Source organism: Mesorhizobium sp. M0954 (genome assembly GCF_040319155.1).
Taxonomy (GTDB): domain Bacteria; phylum Pseudomonadota; class Alphaproteobacteria; order Rhizobiales; family Rhizobiaceae; genus Mesorhizobium.
Genome location: NZ_JAMYNR010000017.1, coordinates 1 through 14,349 on the forward strand (window position 1 = coordinate 1; position 14,349 = coordinate 14,349).

At 61.2% G+C, this 14,349-nt stretch carries 16 protein-coding genes and 2 pseudogenes; 1 reads left to right on the forward strand and 17 read right to left on the reverse strand.

Annotated features, from left to right (window positions below; all coding sequences use genetic code 11):
• A pseudogene (locus tag NKH93_RS22160) lies at nt 1–141 on the forward strand (IS6 family transposase); the annotation flags it as partial.
• Here NKH93_RS22160 and NKH93_RS22165 read toward each other — a convergent pair.
• The 17 genes and pseudogenes from NKH93_RS22165 to nifK all read right to left on the reverse strand — a co-directional run bounded on the left by NKH93_RS22165 (nt 134) and on the right by nifK (nt 14,316).
• Nucleotides 134–355, reverse strand: a complete 222-nt coding sequence (locus NKH93_RS22165) for a hydantoinase/oxoprolinase N-terminal domain-containing protein (protein ID WP_352972150.1) — start codon at nt 353–355, stop codon at nt 134–136. The pseudogene NKH93_RS22160 and the gene NKH93_RS22165 overlap by 8 nt on opposite strands.
• On the reverse strand, nt 342–482 hold the full coding sequence (locus NKH93_RS22170; protein ID WP_352972068.1) for a hypothetical protein: 141 nt from the start codon (nt 480–482) through the stop codon (nt 342–344). Before NKH93_RS22170 ends, NKH93_RS22165 begins: the two co-directional genes overlap by 14 nt.
• A 137-nt stretch (nt 483–619) precedes the next feature.
• Complete coding sequence (locus NKH93_RS22175; protein ID WP_352972071.1) at nt 620–766, reverse strand: hypothetical protein; 147 nt, start codon at nt 764–766, stop codon at nt 620–622.
• A 274-nt stretch (nt 767–1,040) separates the two neighbouring features.
• A pseudogene (gene scpB, locus NKH93_RS22180) lies at nt 1,041–1,693 on the reverse strand (SMC-Scp complex subunit ScpB).
• Between the two features lie 50 nt (nt 1,694–1,743).
• Nucleotides 1,744–1,971, reverse strand: coding sequence for a DUF1403 family protein (locus tag NKH93_RS22185; RefSeq protein ID WP_352972153.1), 228 nt, complete (start codon nt 1,969–1,971; stop codon nt 1,744–1,746).
• Nucleotides 1,972–2,255: 284 nt separating this feature from the next.
• The gene (locus NKH93_RS22190) at nt 2,256–2,624 is read right to left on the reverse strand and encodes a DUF1403 family protein (protein ID WP_352972073.1); all 369 of its coding nucleotides are present in this window, start codon (nt 2,622–2,624) and stop codon (nt 2,256–2,258) included.
• 267 nt (nt 2,625–2,891) lie between these two features.
• The gene (locus NKH93_RS22195) at nt 2,892–3,212 is read right to left on the reverse strand and encodes an exopolysaccharide production repressor protein (protein ID WP_352972076.1); all 321 of its coding nucleotides are present in this window, start codon (nt 3,210–3,212) and stop codon (nt 2,892–2,894) included.
• Between the two features lie 30 nt (nt 3,213–3,242).
• Entirely contained in the window at nt 3,243–3,560 is a 318-nt protein-coding gene (fdxB, locus tag NKH93_RS22200; RefSeq protein WP_352972078.1) for a ferredoxin III, nif-specific, read from the reverse strand.
• Entirely contained in the window at nt 3,557–3,760 is a 204-nt protein-coding gene (locus tag NKH93_RS22205) for a CCE_0567 family metalloprotein (RefSeq protein ID WP_352571114.1), read from the reverse strand. The genes fdxB and NKH93_RS22205 overlap by 4 nt, the downstream gene beginning before the upstream one ends.
• An 822-nt stretch (nt 3,761–4,582) precedes the next feature.
• Complete coding sequence (locus NKH93_RS22210) at nt 4,583–5,752, reverse strand: TlpA disulfide reductase family protein (RefSeq protein WP_352972080.1); 1,170 nt, start codon at nt 5,750–5,752, stop codon at nt 4,583–4,585.
• A 1,184-nt stretch (nt 5,753–6,936) separates the two neighbouring features.
• Nucleotides 6,937–7,236 (reverse strand): universal stress protein, encoded by a 300-nt coding sequence (locus NKH93_RS22215; protein ID WP_352972082.1) that lies wholly within the window; start codon nt 7,234–7,236, stop codon nt 6,937–6,939.
• 827 nt (nt 7,237–8,063) lie between these two features.
• Nucleotides 8,064–8,768, reverse strand: a complete 705-nt coding sequence (locus NKH93_RS22220) for a response regulator transcription factor (protein WP_352823563.1) — start codon at nt 8,766–8,768, stop codon at nt 8,064–8,066.
• 108 nt (nt 8,769–8,876) lie between these two features.
• On the reverse strand, nt 8,877–9,356 hold the full coding sequence (locus NKH93_RS22225) for a NifX-associated nitrogen fixation protein (RefSeq protein ID WP_352972084.1): 480 nt from the start codon (nt 9,354–9,356) through the stop codon (nt 8,877–8,879).
• 17 nt (nt 9,357–9,373) lie between these two features.
• Nucleotides 9,374–9,871 (reverse strand): nitrogen fixation protein NifX, encoded by a 498-nt coding sequence (nifX, locus tag NKH93_RS22230; protein ID WP_352972086.1) that lies wholly within the window; start codon nt 9,869–9,871, stop codon nt 9,374–9,376.
• The gene (gene nifN / locus NKH93_RS22235; RefSeq protein ID WP_352752909.1) at nt 9,837–11,219 is read right to left on the reverse strand and encodes a nitrogenase iron-molybdenum cofactor biosynthesis protein NifN; all 1,383 of its coding nucleotides are present in this window, start codon (nt 11,217–11,219) and stop codon (nt 9,837–9,839) included. The genes nifX and nifN overlap by 35 nt, the downstream gene beginning before the upstream one ends.
• 8 nt (nt 11,220–11,227) lie before the next feature.
• Nucleotides 11,228–12,718 carry a nitrogenase iron-molybdenum cofactor biosynthesis protein NifE gene (gene nifE, locus NKH93_RS22240; protein WP_352752911.1) on the reverse strand — a complete coding sequence of 497 codons (1,491 nt, stop codon included), beginning with the start codon at nt 12,716–12,718 and terminating at the stop codon, nt 11,228–11,230.
• 56 nt (nt 12,719–12,774) lie between these two features.
• Nucleotides 12,775–14,316 (reverse strand): nitrogenase molybdenum-iron protein subunit beta, encoded by a 1,542-nt coding sequence (gene nifK, locus NKH93_RS22245; protein ID WP_352752913.1) that lies wholly within the window; start codon nt 14,314–14,316, stop codon nt 12,775–12,777.
• Nucleotides 14,317–14,349 lie beyond the last annotated feature (33 nt).

The window sequence follows — 14,349 nt, forward strand, 5'->3', positions numbered from 1 at the left end:
AGCACTGCAACGCTTCGTTTCGATCTTCTCGGCTCTGCGCAATCTCTTCGTCCCGCCCCCCTCAAACGCTCAGCTCTCGCTACACATACTCACCGCCTGCAGGCCATGGCGGAATGGAAAGCCGTGGCCGTGGTCAGCTGACATCAGCGGCCGCAGCTCTCAACGCGTTTATGTGCAGACAACGTGACATCGCCGGAAATCGCATGCCGGGAAGTTCCTGGCGAAGAATCTCGCCAGCGCGTTTTTCGTGGGCGTCGTATCGATAGGCGTGGACAAAGCAGACTGCGACGGCAGCAACTCCCGCGGAACGCAACTGGGCCGCCGCGGCTCTCACAGCGGCTTCATCCAGCGGTATGAGTTACATCGCCGTCCGCAGTGTACCTTTCGGCAATCTCAAGGCGTAACCAGCGCTCGACCAGGGGCGCTGGACGGTGAATGGAATAGTCATAGAGGTGCGGACGCTGCTGCCGCGCGATCTCCAAGACGTCCCGGAATCCCCTTCATGGGGACCAGGCCGGTCAACGTACCTTTCCGCTCAATGATCATGTTAGTGGCGACAGTGGTGCGTGACCAAAATGAGCGATAGCCGCTGGATTGAACCCGCTATCGATGACCTTTTTCAATCCATTTTCGATCGCCTCCGACGGATCGTCAGGCGTCGAGGCGTCTTGAAGTGGTGCAGTTCACCCGTGAGTTCATTGGCCAGCGACAGATCGGTGAAAGTTCCGCCAACGTCCACCCCGATCCGATATTTCTCCTGCGCCATTCCGCCCGACCCTCGACACGTTCAATACCTCGGGACAGGTTCGTTTCCTTTCGTAGTCACGGACAGTCAGAATTGCGCCAAAAAATAGCGGAATCCTGCCAAACAACTGTCAGGTTAGCAAACTTGGCAAGATCAAAGGCCCGCTGGGGCGATCACAAAGGTGTCATGTGCCTATCCGAAGGTGCGCCACATCAGGCAGCCCAATCGGAGCAAGATCAGCCAAACCGCGCGTTCTCCTATCGTTTGGGCGGCCGCCCGCGAACGCCAGCAGCTGCTATTCATCACCCGCGACGCCTGCATCCTCTTCCCCGTCATTGGAAAACTCGGCATGATGTCGCCCGCAAGCAGCTTTTCTTTGGAGAGCAGGCCTGCATCCTCGAGCGCCTCGAAGTCGGCAAGATCGCGCAGCGTGTCGAGCCCGAACTCCAGCAGGAACTCTTTGGTCGTAGTGTAGGTGTAGGGAGCGCCGGGTGTCGGGCTGCGGGGGCCGGAGGCGATCAGGGCGCAGCCACGCAGATGGCCGATCAGGTCGCGAGAAATCTCCCTGCCGAAGAAGGCCGAGAGCTCGGTACGGGTCATCGGCTGGAAATAAGCGATGCACATCACCACCAGCGCTTCCGATTGCGAAAGGTCCTTTTGCCCCTGCTCGTTCGTGCCTAACGCCGCGCGAATGGCATCGCCGTCGGCCGGCCGTGTCAGATGCCGAGAACCGCCAGCGACCGCGACCAGGTCATAGGGGCGGCCACGCAGTTCCTCGCGGATGTCATCGATGATCAGATCGAGATTGCAGTTCTTGCCGACGATGCGCGCGAGAACCTCACGCGAGACGGGTTCGCTGGCGGCAAATATGGTCGCCTCGACGCGATGCATCCATTCGCGCCAGCGAACCTCCGCCGGCAGATGATCGAGCTCGCGGTCGACCAGCATTCGCTGGACATCTCTTTTTCTCGTGTGCGTCGTGTCGGTTCCACCATCGATCACAATCCGTGGACGCGGAAGGTCGGCCGGCCGGACAATTCACGCACCACCCCGAACTCGAGCAACCGGTCGAACAGCCTGCGCAACCCGCGATCGCTCATGCCGGCAATCTCTTGCGAGGCGACGACCGCATCGTCGGAAAGCAGCTTTTCGATGACGGCATCCGACCCTTTCGCGCGCAGCTTTGGCGCCACTGCCAGCAGATGGTCGGCGCGGCGGCCGCGCATAGGCGGCAAAAATGCGCTGCCGGGATGCTGGCAGCGCCTGCCGTTGGTCCTTTGGCGACGATCGACCACCGCTTGCCGGTGGCGTCGGGTAGGCGCCGAGCAAAACCGCGCGCGGCCACCCAAGCCGACCGGCGACAATGACGCCGGCCAGCCACGGCCCAATCTCACGCGCGGCGCGCAGACGCTGGCGCTCGAGCATCGCGATCGCATCGGCGGCCGCGCCGAGCGCATTCCCGTGCGCGGTGGCAATCCGCTCGATCTCAGCGCCGAGACGTCCTACCGCCTTATTGTCGATCAAGCTCCCCAGATCCGCGCCGACCTCGCCCAGCGCCGTTTCGCCGACCAAAGTCGCGACCGGGCGCCGCCAGCTTGCGCCAGGCCAGCAGCATACGGCCGGCGGGTCCGACGTCGTCGCCACGACGGGTGATCACCAGCGCGTCGCGCAGCGCGGCCTCGTCTTCAGTGCGACCGGCCTGCCGCGCCGTCGCCGCCGGCGCTAGCGCCAGGCGCTGGCGCGAGGCGCCCGCCATTTTTCGTCCCGGCGCACAACCGCATCGAGCGCGGTCAGCGCCGCGCCGGCGGCAAGCGCAGCATCCCTCAACGGTTTGCGCCGTCTCGACGGCCCGGCGCAGCCAGGCCGGCACCGTCGCCATGTGCGGGCACGCGCGGCGCCGAGCGGCTGGACTGGGTGGCGCGGGGACGGTTGGGGTGAGGAATCATTCCGGCCAAGATGAAAGATAGCGGCGCTTATGGCAACAAAAAGCGGAAAACCGCCGCGCCCTGTCGACGTCGTTTTATGTCCGATAAGCTTGCGTTATCGCACGGAGCGGCAAAACGCCTAGCGCAGCACCTCCAGTCCGTGCTTCTGCACAACGCGGACAAAACGGGGAGCACGTCAGCTCTGATCTTGTCAACGCGGCTCAACGGAGCAGCGGTATGCCGCCCATTGGAACGAGCTGAGGCACTTCTGAAGATTCATTCCTCACCTCATCATAGTCTGGCCCCTGGTATCCAACTTCCTTGCAACGACCGAAATGCTCAGCCCTTTGGCCAGCTCGGCTATCGCAGCCAGACCGCCAGATCAGAAAGAGCACGCTTACGAAATAGGCCAACTGAAGGAGCAACGAACAAGCCAGCGTCGTGACGATTACTGTGCGGATGGAATGAGAAGCGAAGCAGACAATCAGAGCATTGCTGCAGAGGAACAGCCCCAGGACGCGACAAAAGATTTTTAAGGGCAACGCCGTTCTCCTGGTTTTTGTCTCCTCAGATCATGCTGCGACCTGGTCGGCCGCAACATGGGTCTGGCAGTTCTTCGGGCAGACGCGGGCGCAGGCTCCGCAGCCAATGCAGCGGCCGGCATGATCGACGACCATGATCATGCGATTGAGCTCGCCATCGAAATCGTCATCCTCGTCGTCGCAGACGCCCAGAATTTCACCCGCGTCATCGACGCCGTAAAGATGCATGACCTCGCGCGAGCAGACTTTGAAACAGCGTCCGCAGCCGATGCAGGTCTTGCCATCTATTGCGGTCAGATATTCCGGCATCCATATGGAGCCGTTGCGGGTGGTGAATGTGCTCCTCATCGTAACTTCTTCATTGCAGCGAGCTCTCTCTTGGCACCATCCAACTCGGCAAAAACGGCGGACGTTTCCTTGGCAACGTCCTCTATCTCCGTCCATTTTCCCGGGAGATCCTCTGCAAGGTCGCGCAATTTCATCTTGGCGACTGCTGCGCGCAGCTGAAGCTTTCGGACTTTCTTCCCCATTTCATCTAGCTTTGACATAAACCCTTCCTCGAAATCGGTTTCATCACGCCGGCGCCACACCGGGACCGGCTTCAGTGGCTGCGGTCGCATCGTCGATTAGTTTCGCACCGGCCTCAGCCAGTTTCCGGAGCATCTCGAAGCCGACCGAATGAACGTCTTGCCAGAACGACCAACTGCCCGGCCGTGGAAAGGAATCGTCCGAAGCCCCATGGGTTTCATCTCCATGATCGGCGGGTCATCAGGTCGGGGCCCTCCTCGGTCGCAAGCCCCACGGCGCTGTAAACTGTCGAGCCTCCACAGCACGTCCGGATCGGGATCTCCGATGACAGGCATCGCACGGCGCTGTTTTCTGGTGACGGTGAAGTCAGCCAGCAGCGTGCGTCCCATATGCCTTCCCATGCCCGTAGAGACCCTGAGCACGGATCAGGCGCACGAGGCATTTGACGAACGGGTGGCAAGGGCCGCCTCGTCCACGTTGACACCGAGGCCAACCGAGGCGTGAGACACTTCGCCTACTCCTCATTTCAGTCCACTTTCTCGAAGGACGGTTTCTTTTTTCGGGGACGCCTCCCTCGGGCACACTTGCGCAGCCGACGCCCGGCTCGGCGCGGCTGAAGCCACGCAATTGATGTCCCTCTGGCCGACCTTGAACACGTCCTTGACTGCGAAGTCTGCAACGTGAATTCGCGTCGAACATCCCTTCCGCCGCAATGGGGCCGGAGGCCATGAAGTTTCGAGCCTCGATCCTGCTGCAGACGATCGACCAAGTGCTGCATTGACCCTCCTGCTGCGGTCACGCCAGGGAAATGGACGAATTGCCCAGTGAGCCATTTCGACCAATCACCCCTTTCTATTTTTTGTCCTCGGCCGACCGCGCTTTGGCACCTTCGTGAGATTGTTTTGTGGAGCCGCCCAGAGAGCGCCGTAACAAACCTTCCCACCCCTGTACTTGGCGAGGGCCTGCAGCAAATCCGGCAAATGCTGCTCTTTCAATTCGGCCGGGATAGGCTCCGGCCTGTCCAGCGACGTCAGTGCCAGTTCGACCAACTCGATCGCGCGATCATTGTTGCCGTTCTCGTGATAGTACCGGGCGACTGCGGGATAGGACCGGAACTTAGGGCTGTCGCCTTGCGGGGGATTCAGCGCCAGGATGTGTTCGGACAGCTCCTTGCCCATCGCGAAGCGCTCAGCAGGGGGAAGGCGCGAATGGTCATTGACCGGATGGAAAAGTTGGTCTAGCGCCGACACCATCCAGTCCTCGGAGTTTTTGTCGATCGCTTCGCGAACCAATTGGCGCATCACGGGCAAGCCGGTCCACATGTCTTGAATTTTGTGAAGCAACAGATGCGCATGAGCCAAGCGGAAATTGATGTCGTCCGGCATCAAGGCGATGCCCTCTTCGATCGCCCAGAGCGCCGTCTTCCAATCTTCTAACTTCACCGCCCCCCAGAATCTGTCATCGATCGGCTTCTTCAACGCTTGTTCACGCGCCATGGACTCGCTTCTGGCGATCCGCTCCGTATCGGCGGCTTTCGCTTTATCGCTGGTGCCCCAGCTGCCGTTGAGCACTTTCGGCAAAATCTCATAGAGTTGGCTGGGATGACCGATAAAGGCGATGTGGCCGTCTCGGTCGACCACGAACGAAGTCGGAATCCCGGCGGAAAAGCTGGGTTTCATCCAAAGCTTGTTCATTTCACCTGTGTGGTCGAACGCGATCCGATAGCTCAGATGCGAGCACTTTTCGGTCAACCACGCGTCCAACTTGGTGCGAGCCTCAACGGCCGTTGGAGCGTCTTCATTAGCCGCGACGCCGACGACCTCAAGTCCGCTGTCCCTGTATTTTTCCTGGAGCCGCATCAGATCGAGCATCTCCGCCATGCATAGTTCGCACCAAGTTGCCCAAAATTCGACGATATAGACTTTGCCGGGCTGGAAGTTCGCAAGGGGCTCGCCACGCAGCCAGTCCTCCACTTTGATCGAAGGAGCCGGTGACCCCAGCTGCACTACCATGTTGCTCTCCAAAGCTGTTGCCAAAGGTTGGGTGACCTTATGCGCGAGCTTGTTCCCCTTTGAGACGGGGCACGAGGGTTCAAGGAAGGGAGAGCATCGCTCGTCTTGCGAATCTGCGTGCAGTCAGCCTTCACTCAGTGTTGCTGACTCTCAATTCGCAAAGGCCGTGCCAACGCGCTAAGCGCGCAGTAAATGCTTGATTCCACTTTGAAAACCGTCCGGGTGCCCAAGATAGCCGGTTGTATTGGACGCGACATGTTTTCTGCCACTGTCAGATCTTGGACACGCATCACGCGCTTCGCGTCGCCAGAGAAGCGTGGCCACGGACGACTCGACATATATTCGGGCTGATGGACGAGCAGATGGACATCGTGACTGCGTTGGCTACCGCCAGGCTCGTCATCATCGTCGGCCTCAAGCCTTGCTTGAGCTTCTTGCCATCTCGGTCGCTCAGGTGGTAGCAGAACGCCATTGCGATTGCAGGGCCGCTCCATCCGAGCATCGCCTCTGCCCTACCCTTCCGCTTTGCCATTGATTTCCTGGCTCGCGACGCAGGAGTTCTTCACGAGGCCCGGTCCAGCTGCGGGTCGCGAGTACCGTCATCACCAGATTGACGATGACGATCGTGGCGAAGAGGGCCAGACGAGTGCCGGCATATCCCGGCCGGTGAACTCTGCGGGATCCCTGCTTTGTGTTTACTTCTGTGTTCCCGGTGCTCAGGTGCAACGGGACCTCGCGGCGCGACGTGAGCGTTGGCGGAATGCAAACCCAAAGACCGCTCGGTCGCCACGCAGGTTGGGCCGGACCAACGGGAAACGCTGGAGATGCGGCTGTCCGCCACTAACCCGGGCTACCATCCCAGAGATGACAAGGCGATTGATGCCATCGTTCGCGCCGACGCCGGCAAGAGCCCGACCGTCCCGACTCGAAGGTCGGTGCCTTGGCCACTGCACGGCCGTTGCGGTGGTCAGCTCCCGGCCAGTGGTGAGGGAAATCGTGATAACGCGAATACGATGCGGCTACGGTCCGAACGCGGCCTGCCGCGCTGAAACGACTCTCTTTCTCGACCTGACGCCGACGTGAAGCGGTGGTTTTGAGTGCATTGAGGAGCGCCTGTACCTCTGCGCGGTCTTTGGGCTCCGCGTTACGGATCATCTCGGGCGAGGAGAACCCCCGAGCGCGCCTTAGAGACGTCCGGGATGTCTCGGCGACGGCGCTTGCAGATTCGAGCTTCGCGAAGCTTGCACGTTTGCCACGATCTTTCTCCGACTTGGCAGGGTGACCCAGTGAGTAGAGCTTCGAACAGCGTCGGTGCTGCTTCGGAACCCGTCAGCGACCAAAAACAGCGGCAATGGCGGCTTCCCAACTATCCATCTCGTCACGCCACCGAAGAGCCGCTCGCGCAGCCGGCGGCTGCCGTAAGCGCCCATGACTATCATGTCGGCGGACGTGTCGATTGCGTGCTGCGCGAGCACCGTGGCCACCGGTTTGCCGGCACTCGGCAGCAGGTCAACCGAGACCCGAGCACCGTGCCGAGTGAGTCGGCTCCCGGCTCGGTATCGTTTCCGGTGCAGGTCGCCTCCGGATCGACTAATGCGACACGAACTTCCTCAGCATCGGCTAGCAGATCCAGCGCTTCCCGAACTGAATGGGACGCCTCGACTCGCGAATCCCAGCCGACCAGCACGCGCCGTGCCGACAGAGTCGCCTCAGCGCCCTCCGGCACGACAAGCACCGGCTTTCCGGTATCGAACAGGCTGCCGTCGATAACAAGAGGTCCGAGATTAATGTCGTTGAGAAGTGCGGGGCCGACGATTGTCAGGTCATTGCAGAGCGCCCGCTGTTGCACCGCGTCACCGACGCTGGCCTGATCGCAGTAGTGGGTATCGACGTCATAGCAAAGGGCGTGGCTCTCAGCTGTTTCTGAATTTCCCTGGATGTTGTTTCCAGTCTGGCCATGTCCTGTGAAAATCTTTCGATCTGCCTAAACCGTTTGTCCAGTCTGGCGATGGCCTGTGCGCGTTGTCCAGGCCACTCGGGGATGCCATCGCCGAGCAGCGGAGAAGGCACATAATGAGCGGCGGAGGCGACATCACCAGTACGGAAAGATACGCGCCGACTTCGGCACACAAGCTGGCAGCTGTTCTGACATCCTGATCGGAGTGGTCAGCTCCCGTCCCACTGAGTATGCTTCTGAAAGCCATTTGACTGCTTCTTTCTGAATATGTCGTACCTGCCGGCGCGTTTCGAAGCCGCAAGACTTGCCCTCAGCACGGCGGAAATGCGGAGTGGCACCACATCGGTTATCTATTCAGCCGTCCGGCCACTCGAGCGAGTAGCCGGCCGACCTGACGGTACGAATGACGCTGGAGGGGGAGGCCGCCTTCAGAGCCCTTCTGAGCCGGCTGATATGGACATCCACGGTGCGTACACCGACATGGATATTGGGCGGCCAGGCCGCGCTGATCAGCTCGTCTCTGGTGAAGACCTTGCCGGGAGTCTCAAGCAAAAGCCGCAGCAGGTTGAACTCGATCGGCCCAAGGTGGACTTCGTGGCCATTACCCCGAACGCGGTGGGCATCGAGCCTTATCTCAAGGTCGCCACAGGAGATCCAGCCGCCGTTTTCAATCCCGTTCGAACCCGGCTTTGGCAGCGCCAGCTTCATCCGTAGACAGTCAAGCAGCTTGGCCGGCGCGAAGGGCCGCACAAAGCTCTCGTCAATACCAGCCTTCAAGAGATCGAGGTGCTGGTTCTCGGCGCCGGGCGCGATCAGCGCAATTACGGGCAGGCCGCCGGTCCGGGGCTCCCCCTTGAGCCGGGCGCAGATTGTGGAGCCTGTCGCGATTGTTGGCTGGCAGTCCAGCACCACGGCCTTCGGCTCCCGTTCACTGGCCAATGCAAGCGCCTCCTCCACGCCGCCGGCCAGTTGAATCGTGAAGCCATCCACCTCCAGAATGTGGCTGTGGACCAGATAGAACTCCGGATCCTGCGAACAGATCAGGACCAGTGGCTTCATCAGCGCTACCCCAAGAACCACATCGGCCTCGACCGCCTCGATTGAGAGGGCTGGCCATCGCATGTCCTCAAGGCCTGACACGATCCCGTTGATCGAAAATCGGTTTCATCACGCCCGCGCCACCTCGGGATGAGCCTCAATGGCTGCGGTCGCATCGCCCGCCAGTTTGGTACCGGCCGCGGCGAGTTTCCAGAACGTCTCGAAGCCGAACCGGTGGACGTCGCGCAGGGTCTTCGACAGAACGACCAACCGCCCGGCCGTGAGAAGCACGCGCCCAAAGCCCTCATGGCTCATCTCCATCATCGGCGATGCCATCCGGCCGGAGCGCTCCTCGATCGCAAGCCCGACGGCGGTGTAAAACATCTCGAGCCTCCACAGCACGTCCGGATCGGGATCGCCGATGATCGGGATCGCACGGCGCTGTTCCCTGGTGACGATGAAGTCGCCCAGTAGCTCGGCGTCCGATTTGCCTTCCCAAGACCCGTGGGAATCATGAGCCCGGACCAGCCGCACGAGGCATTTGACGAACGGGGTGGCAAGGGCCGCCTCGTCTTCGGCGACAGCAGGGCTAACCAGGGCGTCAGACATTTCGCCCGCTCCTCATTTCAGTCCTCGTCCTCGAAGGACGGTTTGTGTTCGGCCACACCTGCCTGCGCCAGCACCTTGCGCAGCCAAGGGGGAGGACACATCCTGAGCATCATCTGCGTGCGCAACAGCACCTCTTGGATGGTTTGGGGGTGCGGCACTTTGATCGGATGAATTTTTGCCGAAACAAGTTTGGCTGCCGAAGGTCCGCCGATCGCCAGACAAAACAGGAGATGACAGCCCTTCAGCGCCTCCACCTTCGGGGTGATGCGGTCGTCGCCCTCAGTTCGATGCTTCCCGCTCTCGTCGGAAACGTCATCGAAGGCCACGGCCTCGACGAGCTTCCACTCCTCGCGCATCACGTCGTAGACAGCAAAGCGCCTGGCCGAACCGAAATGGGCGTTGAGGTTCTTCATGTCCTGCGTGGCGATCGCCACGCGCAATGCGCCAGCTTGGCGTTCCGGCGTCGGTGCGTGAACCTCGTCAGTGACGAGCGAGAGGCGACGAACGGAGCTCATCTGGCATTTCTCGCTTACGGAGTGGATCAAGCGCCTCAGGCGTCGGCGCGTGCCGGTTGGCTTCAAAAATGTTGGCGACCTCGAAGATCAGGTCGCGGGTCCCCTGGTAGAGGATTGTGAGCTTGTGCTGGTTGCCGAGCCGGTCGAAGATCGGGAAGCCGACCCGCATGAGCGGAATGCCGAGGCGCTGCGCCGCCTGGCGGCCGTGGGAATGGGTGACGAGAAGATCAGCGCCGGCGCCAAGAGCTTCCAAATCGCCGAGATCGCCGATTTGAACCGACTGCGCCGGTACTTCCTCCAAAATTTTCGACATGTCGGTCGTGGTGACCGCCGCCGCGATTTCGGAGCCCATTCCGATGAAGAAGCTCGCGAGTTGGTAGAGTTGGTCTGGTTCAGCAGCGATCGCAATTTTCTTGCCTCCAAAGTGGAAATGTCCGTCGAGCAACGCATCCTGCAACTGCGCCCGGCGACGGCGCACCCCAGCCGGCGCCGCCGCGCCCGAAACCGCGGACAGCAGCGAGACGAACCGGTCGGCGTCCTTCAATCCAGTCAGCGATCGGAACAGCACGTAAGGCACGCCGGTCAACCTCTGCAGCAGCTCGGCCGGGCGGCGCATATGCTCACCGATGACGATGCATTGCTCGGCCGTGCCAAGCTCACGGATATCCTCGACACTGGTGCCGCCATAGGTGGTCGTGACCCAGCGGTCGGGCACCGTACCGTCGAGCGAGCCGGAGACGTCCGGCAGAATCACGGGCTTCAGTCCAAAGCTTTCAACTGTCTCACGCAAATGCTCGATATCAGCCACAGTGAAGTTCCAGCCAGGCAGGATCACGATCTTCTTCGACTGGCGCGCCTGCTCGCCGGGCCGCGTAATCCTTTCGATCATCGCGGTGACCGCCTTGGCCCAGCCCTCTTCGATCGCGCCGTCGAAATCCGGTGTGTTGGCTAGCACCACCTCCGTACCCGCGAGTTCTTCCGTGCGCTTCAGCCTGATATCGGCGATATCTCCTGCGCAGTCTTCGCCCCGGGTTTCCACCAGCGCCGTCGTGCAGACCCCGATCAGCGTTGGCTTTGTGCGGGCCTTGAGGTTGAGGATCGCCTCTTCCAGATGGTCTGCCCCGCCGAGGATCGTCGCCACCTCGTCCATCGCCGTTGTCTGCAGGGGGATGGCTTCCTTGAAATGCCGCACGAAGAGCACGAGCGCGAAGCTGGTGCATCCCTGGCTGCCGTGGAACAACGGCATCGCGCCGTCGACGCCAAGAAAGGCCAAGGCGGCACCCAGCGGCTGCGATGACTTCAGCGGATTGACCGCCGCCGCTTTGGTCTGGGGAAGGATGCGGACCATCGGCTTTCTCAACACTCGCCGAAATCGTCGGCCGTCGTGCCGGCGAATTCCTGGACAGCATGTAAGGTCGCGGTCTCATTTTTCGTGCTCGGCAGTTCCTCCCTCACCGCAGGCTGGCAATCCCATGGTGCCGGCTCCCGCACCTGGCACCAGATTGGGTTATGAATGGCGAGATCAATCTGGCGTATGAGTTCCACCATGCCGTCATAGCCGGCGTAAGGGTGTTGGCGCTCCTGGTTGATATCGAGCCAGGGTGTCTTGGCCTTCAGCGCGATGAATTGCGTGCGCCCGCCCGACAGCATGATATCGGCCTTGTGTTCTGAGAGCATGGCGTAAAGCTCGCGCGCTGCCATCTGCTCAAACATGTGGTTGTCGTCCTTGAGGATGTGCTTGATGCGCTCCTTGTCTTCGACTGTGGATTTCTTGACAGAGGTGCCGACGATCTCGATGCCGATCTTCATCAGCGCATGGACGACCGACCAGGACTTCACACCACCGGTATTGAGCAGCACGCGCTTGCCTTCGAGCCTTGGCCGGTAGGCCGCGAGCTTCGTCCATGCGATCGCCTCCTCATCTGCAATCAATGCCTCGGTGCGGCCGAGGATCTCCGGATCGGCACCCATCTTCACGAGCAGCTGAGAGATCTGTCGGAGCGCTTCCGAGGTGTCGGTGATGCCGTAGAAGGAGCCCTCGAAGAACGGAATATCCCAGCGCTGCTCCATCTTGCGGGCGAGATTGATGAGCGCGGTCGAGCACACCATCATAGCCGCCCGGGCGCGGTGCGCGGAGGCAATGTCGAGGTAGCGCGCGTCGCCCGGAATGCAGGCGCGCACCCGGATGCCCAGCCGATCAAGGAGCGGCTTCACCAGCCAGAATTCGCCCGAGAGGTTGAATTCGCCAAGGATATTGATGTCGTAAGGGCCGGCATCGGCGGGCTCCACCGTGCCGATGACATGATCGAGCAACGCCTCGCCGGCAAGCTTGTTGCCAAGATTCTTGGAGCCGACGAAGCCCGGCGCATTGACCGGCACCACCGGCAGGCCGAACTTTTCCGCCGCGCGCTTACAGACGGCCTCGATGTCGTCGCCGATCAGCGCCGTAACACAGGTCGGATAGACGAAGATCGCCGGCGGCCCATACGCTTCCTTGATCTCGCGGATCGCTTTGAAAAGCTTCCGCTCGCCCTGGCCCATCACAACGTCGAGTTCGGTGAGGTCGGTGGTGAAGCTTGTGCGCCACAGCGTTGGCCCGGACGAAGCCGCACCGCGGTTGTCCCAGGAATTGCCCTCGCAGGCGAGCGGCGCATGGATCAAATGCGCAACGTCGGTGATCGGCTGCAGCACGATCTTGGCGCCATCGAAGGCACAGCCGCCGGCCGCCGCCCCGGGGGTCAGTGGCTTCGAACAGCCCTTTTTGCTCGCCTTGGCATCCTTGCCGCGGTTCTTCTCGCAGGCAGGCTCGTTGAAGACATCCTGGATTTTGGCTCTAAGCAAGGACATTGCGTCGGTCTCCAAAGTCCCTCGGGAAGACGACCGGCCAAAGCCGACCGTCACGCTTAGCGGGTGAGGTCATACGAATAGTCCGTCACGCCCGTCTCGCTTGTCTCGTGATCGAGCTTGTCGAAGATCTTGTCGAGGATCGTCGTCAGGACGCGCAACCCGCCTTGGTAGCCCATGAGCGCAAAGCGATGGTGATGGTGGCGGTCGAAGATCGGAAACGCCAGCCGGATCAGCGGCGTGCCCGTGTCGCGCTCCAGATACTTGCCATAGGAGTTGCCGATCAGCAGGTCCACCGGCTCGGTGAAGAGCAGCGAGCGCATCGCCCAGAGGTCCTTGCCCGCCCAGACTTGAGCATCCTTGCCGAAGGGCGAGGATGCAAGCAGTTCCTTCAACTCCGCTTCCCAGGCCGAGGTGCCGTTGGTGGCGAGGCAATGGGTCGGCTCGCCGCCCGTCTCCATGATGAAGCGGGCCATGGCGTAGACAAAGTCCGGATCACCGTAGATGGCGTATTTCTTGCCGTGCAGCCAGGATTGGCTGTCCGCCATGGCGTCAACAAGTCGGCCGCGCTCCAGGCGGATTGCCTCGGGGATTTGCTTGCCGGAAATCGCGGAGACCTCCATCAAGAAGTCGTCGGTCGCCTGGACTCCGAGCGGGTAATGGAACGAGGCAGTCGCCTGCCCTACCCCCTCGCAATACTCCAGTGTTTTTCGGGTGTTGTAATGCTGTAGCGACAGCGTCGCCTCGGCGTTGAGTGCCTTCCTCACGTCTTCGATCTTCGTGCCGCCGTCATACATGCGGTATTCGCCGTCGGACGGCGTGTCGAACTGGTCAGAGGCGTCTTGGATGAAGGTATAGGACACGCCTATCAGATCGAGCAGGCGCTTGAGTTCCCGGTTGTTGCCAACACAGAAGCCGTCGAAACCCGGAATGACGTTGATGGTCCCCTCGGCTTCCGTTCGCTCCTCGCCTTTCCAGAAATGCTCCAAAATGCCCTTGACCGTTACGTCATAGCCATCGACATGGCTGCCGACGAAGGCCGGCGTGTGGGCGAAGGGCACGTCGAAGTCGCGCGGGACCGAGCCTTGGTCCTTGGCGTTCTCGATGAAGCTGTGCAGGTCGTCGCCAATGACCTCCGCCATACAAGTGGTCGAGACGGCGATCATCTTCGGGTCGTAGAGTTGGTACGTGTTGGCGAGCCCGTCAACCATGTTCTTCAGGCCACCGAACACTGCCGCGTCCTCGGTCATCGAGGAGGAAACTGCGGAAGCAGGCTCTTTGAAATGGCGCGACAGGTGCGAGCGGTAATAGGCCACGCAGCCCTGGCTGCCGTGGACGAAGGACATGGTTCGCTCGAAACCCGCGGCCGCGAACACCGCGCCCAGCGGCTGGCAGGCCTTGGCGGGGTTCACGACAAGCGCTTCGCGAGCGAGGTTCTTTTCGCGGTATTCCCACGTCTTGGTGAATTCGCGTTGGTCGGTAACGACCTGGTCCGGGTGCGGACATTCGAAATTCAGCCTCTTCTCGGCGAGCATCTGCCTGTATTCCGGCTCGCGGAACAGGGGCGCGTGGTCGAGAACTTTTTCAGCCGACTGCGGCATGGGTGGTTACCTCTTTCCATCTGGCCCGCCATA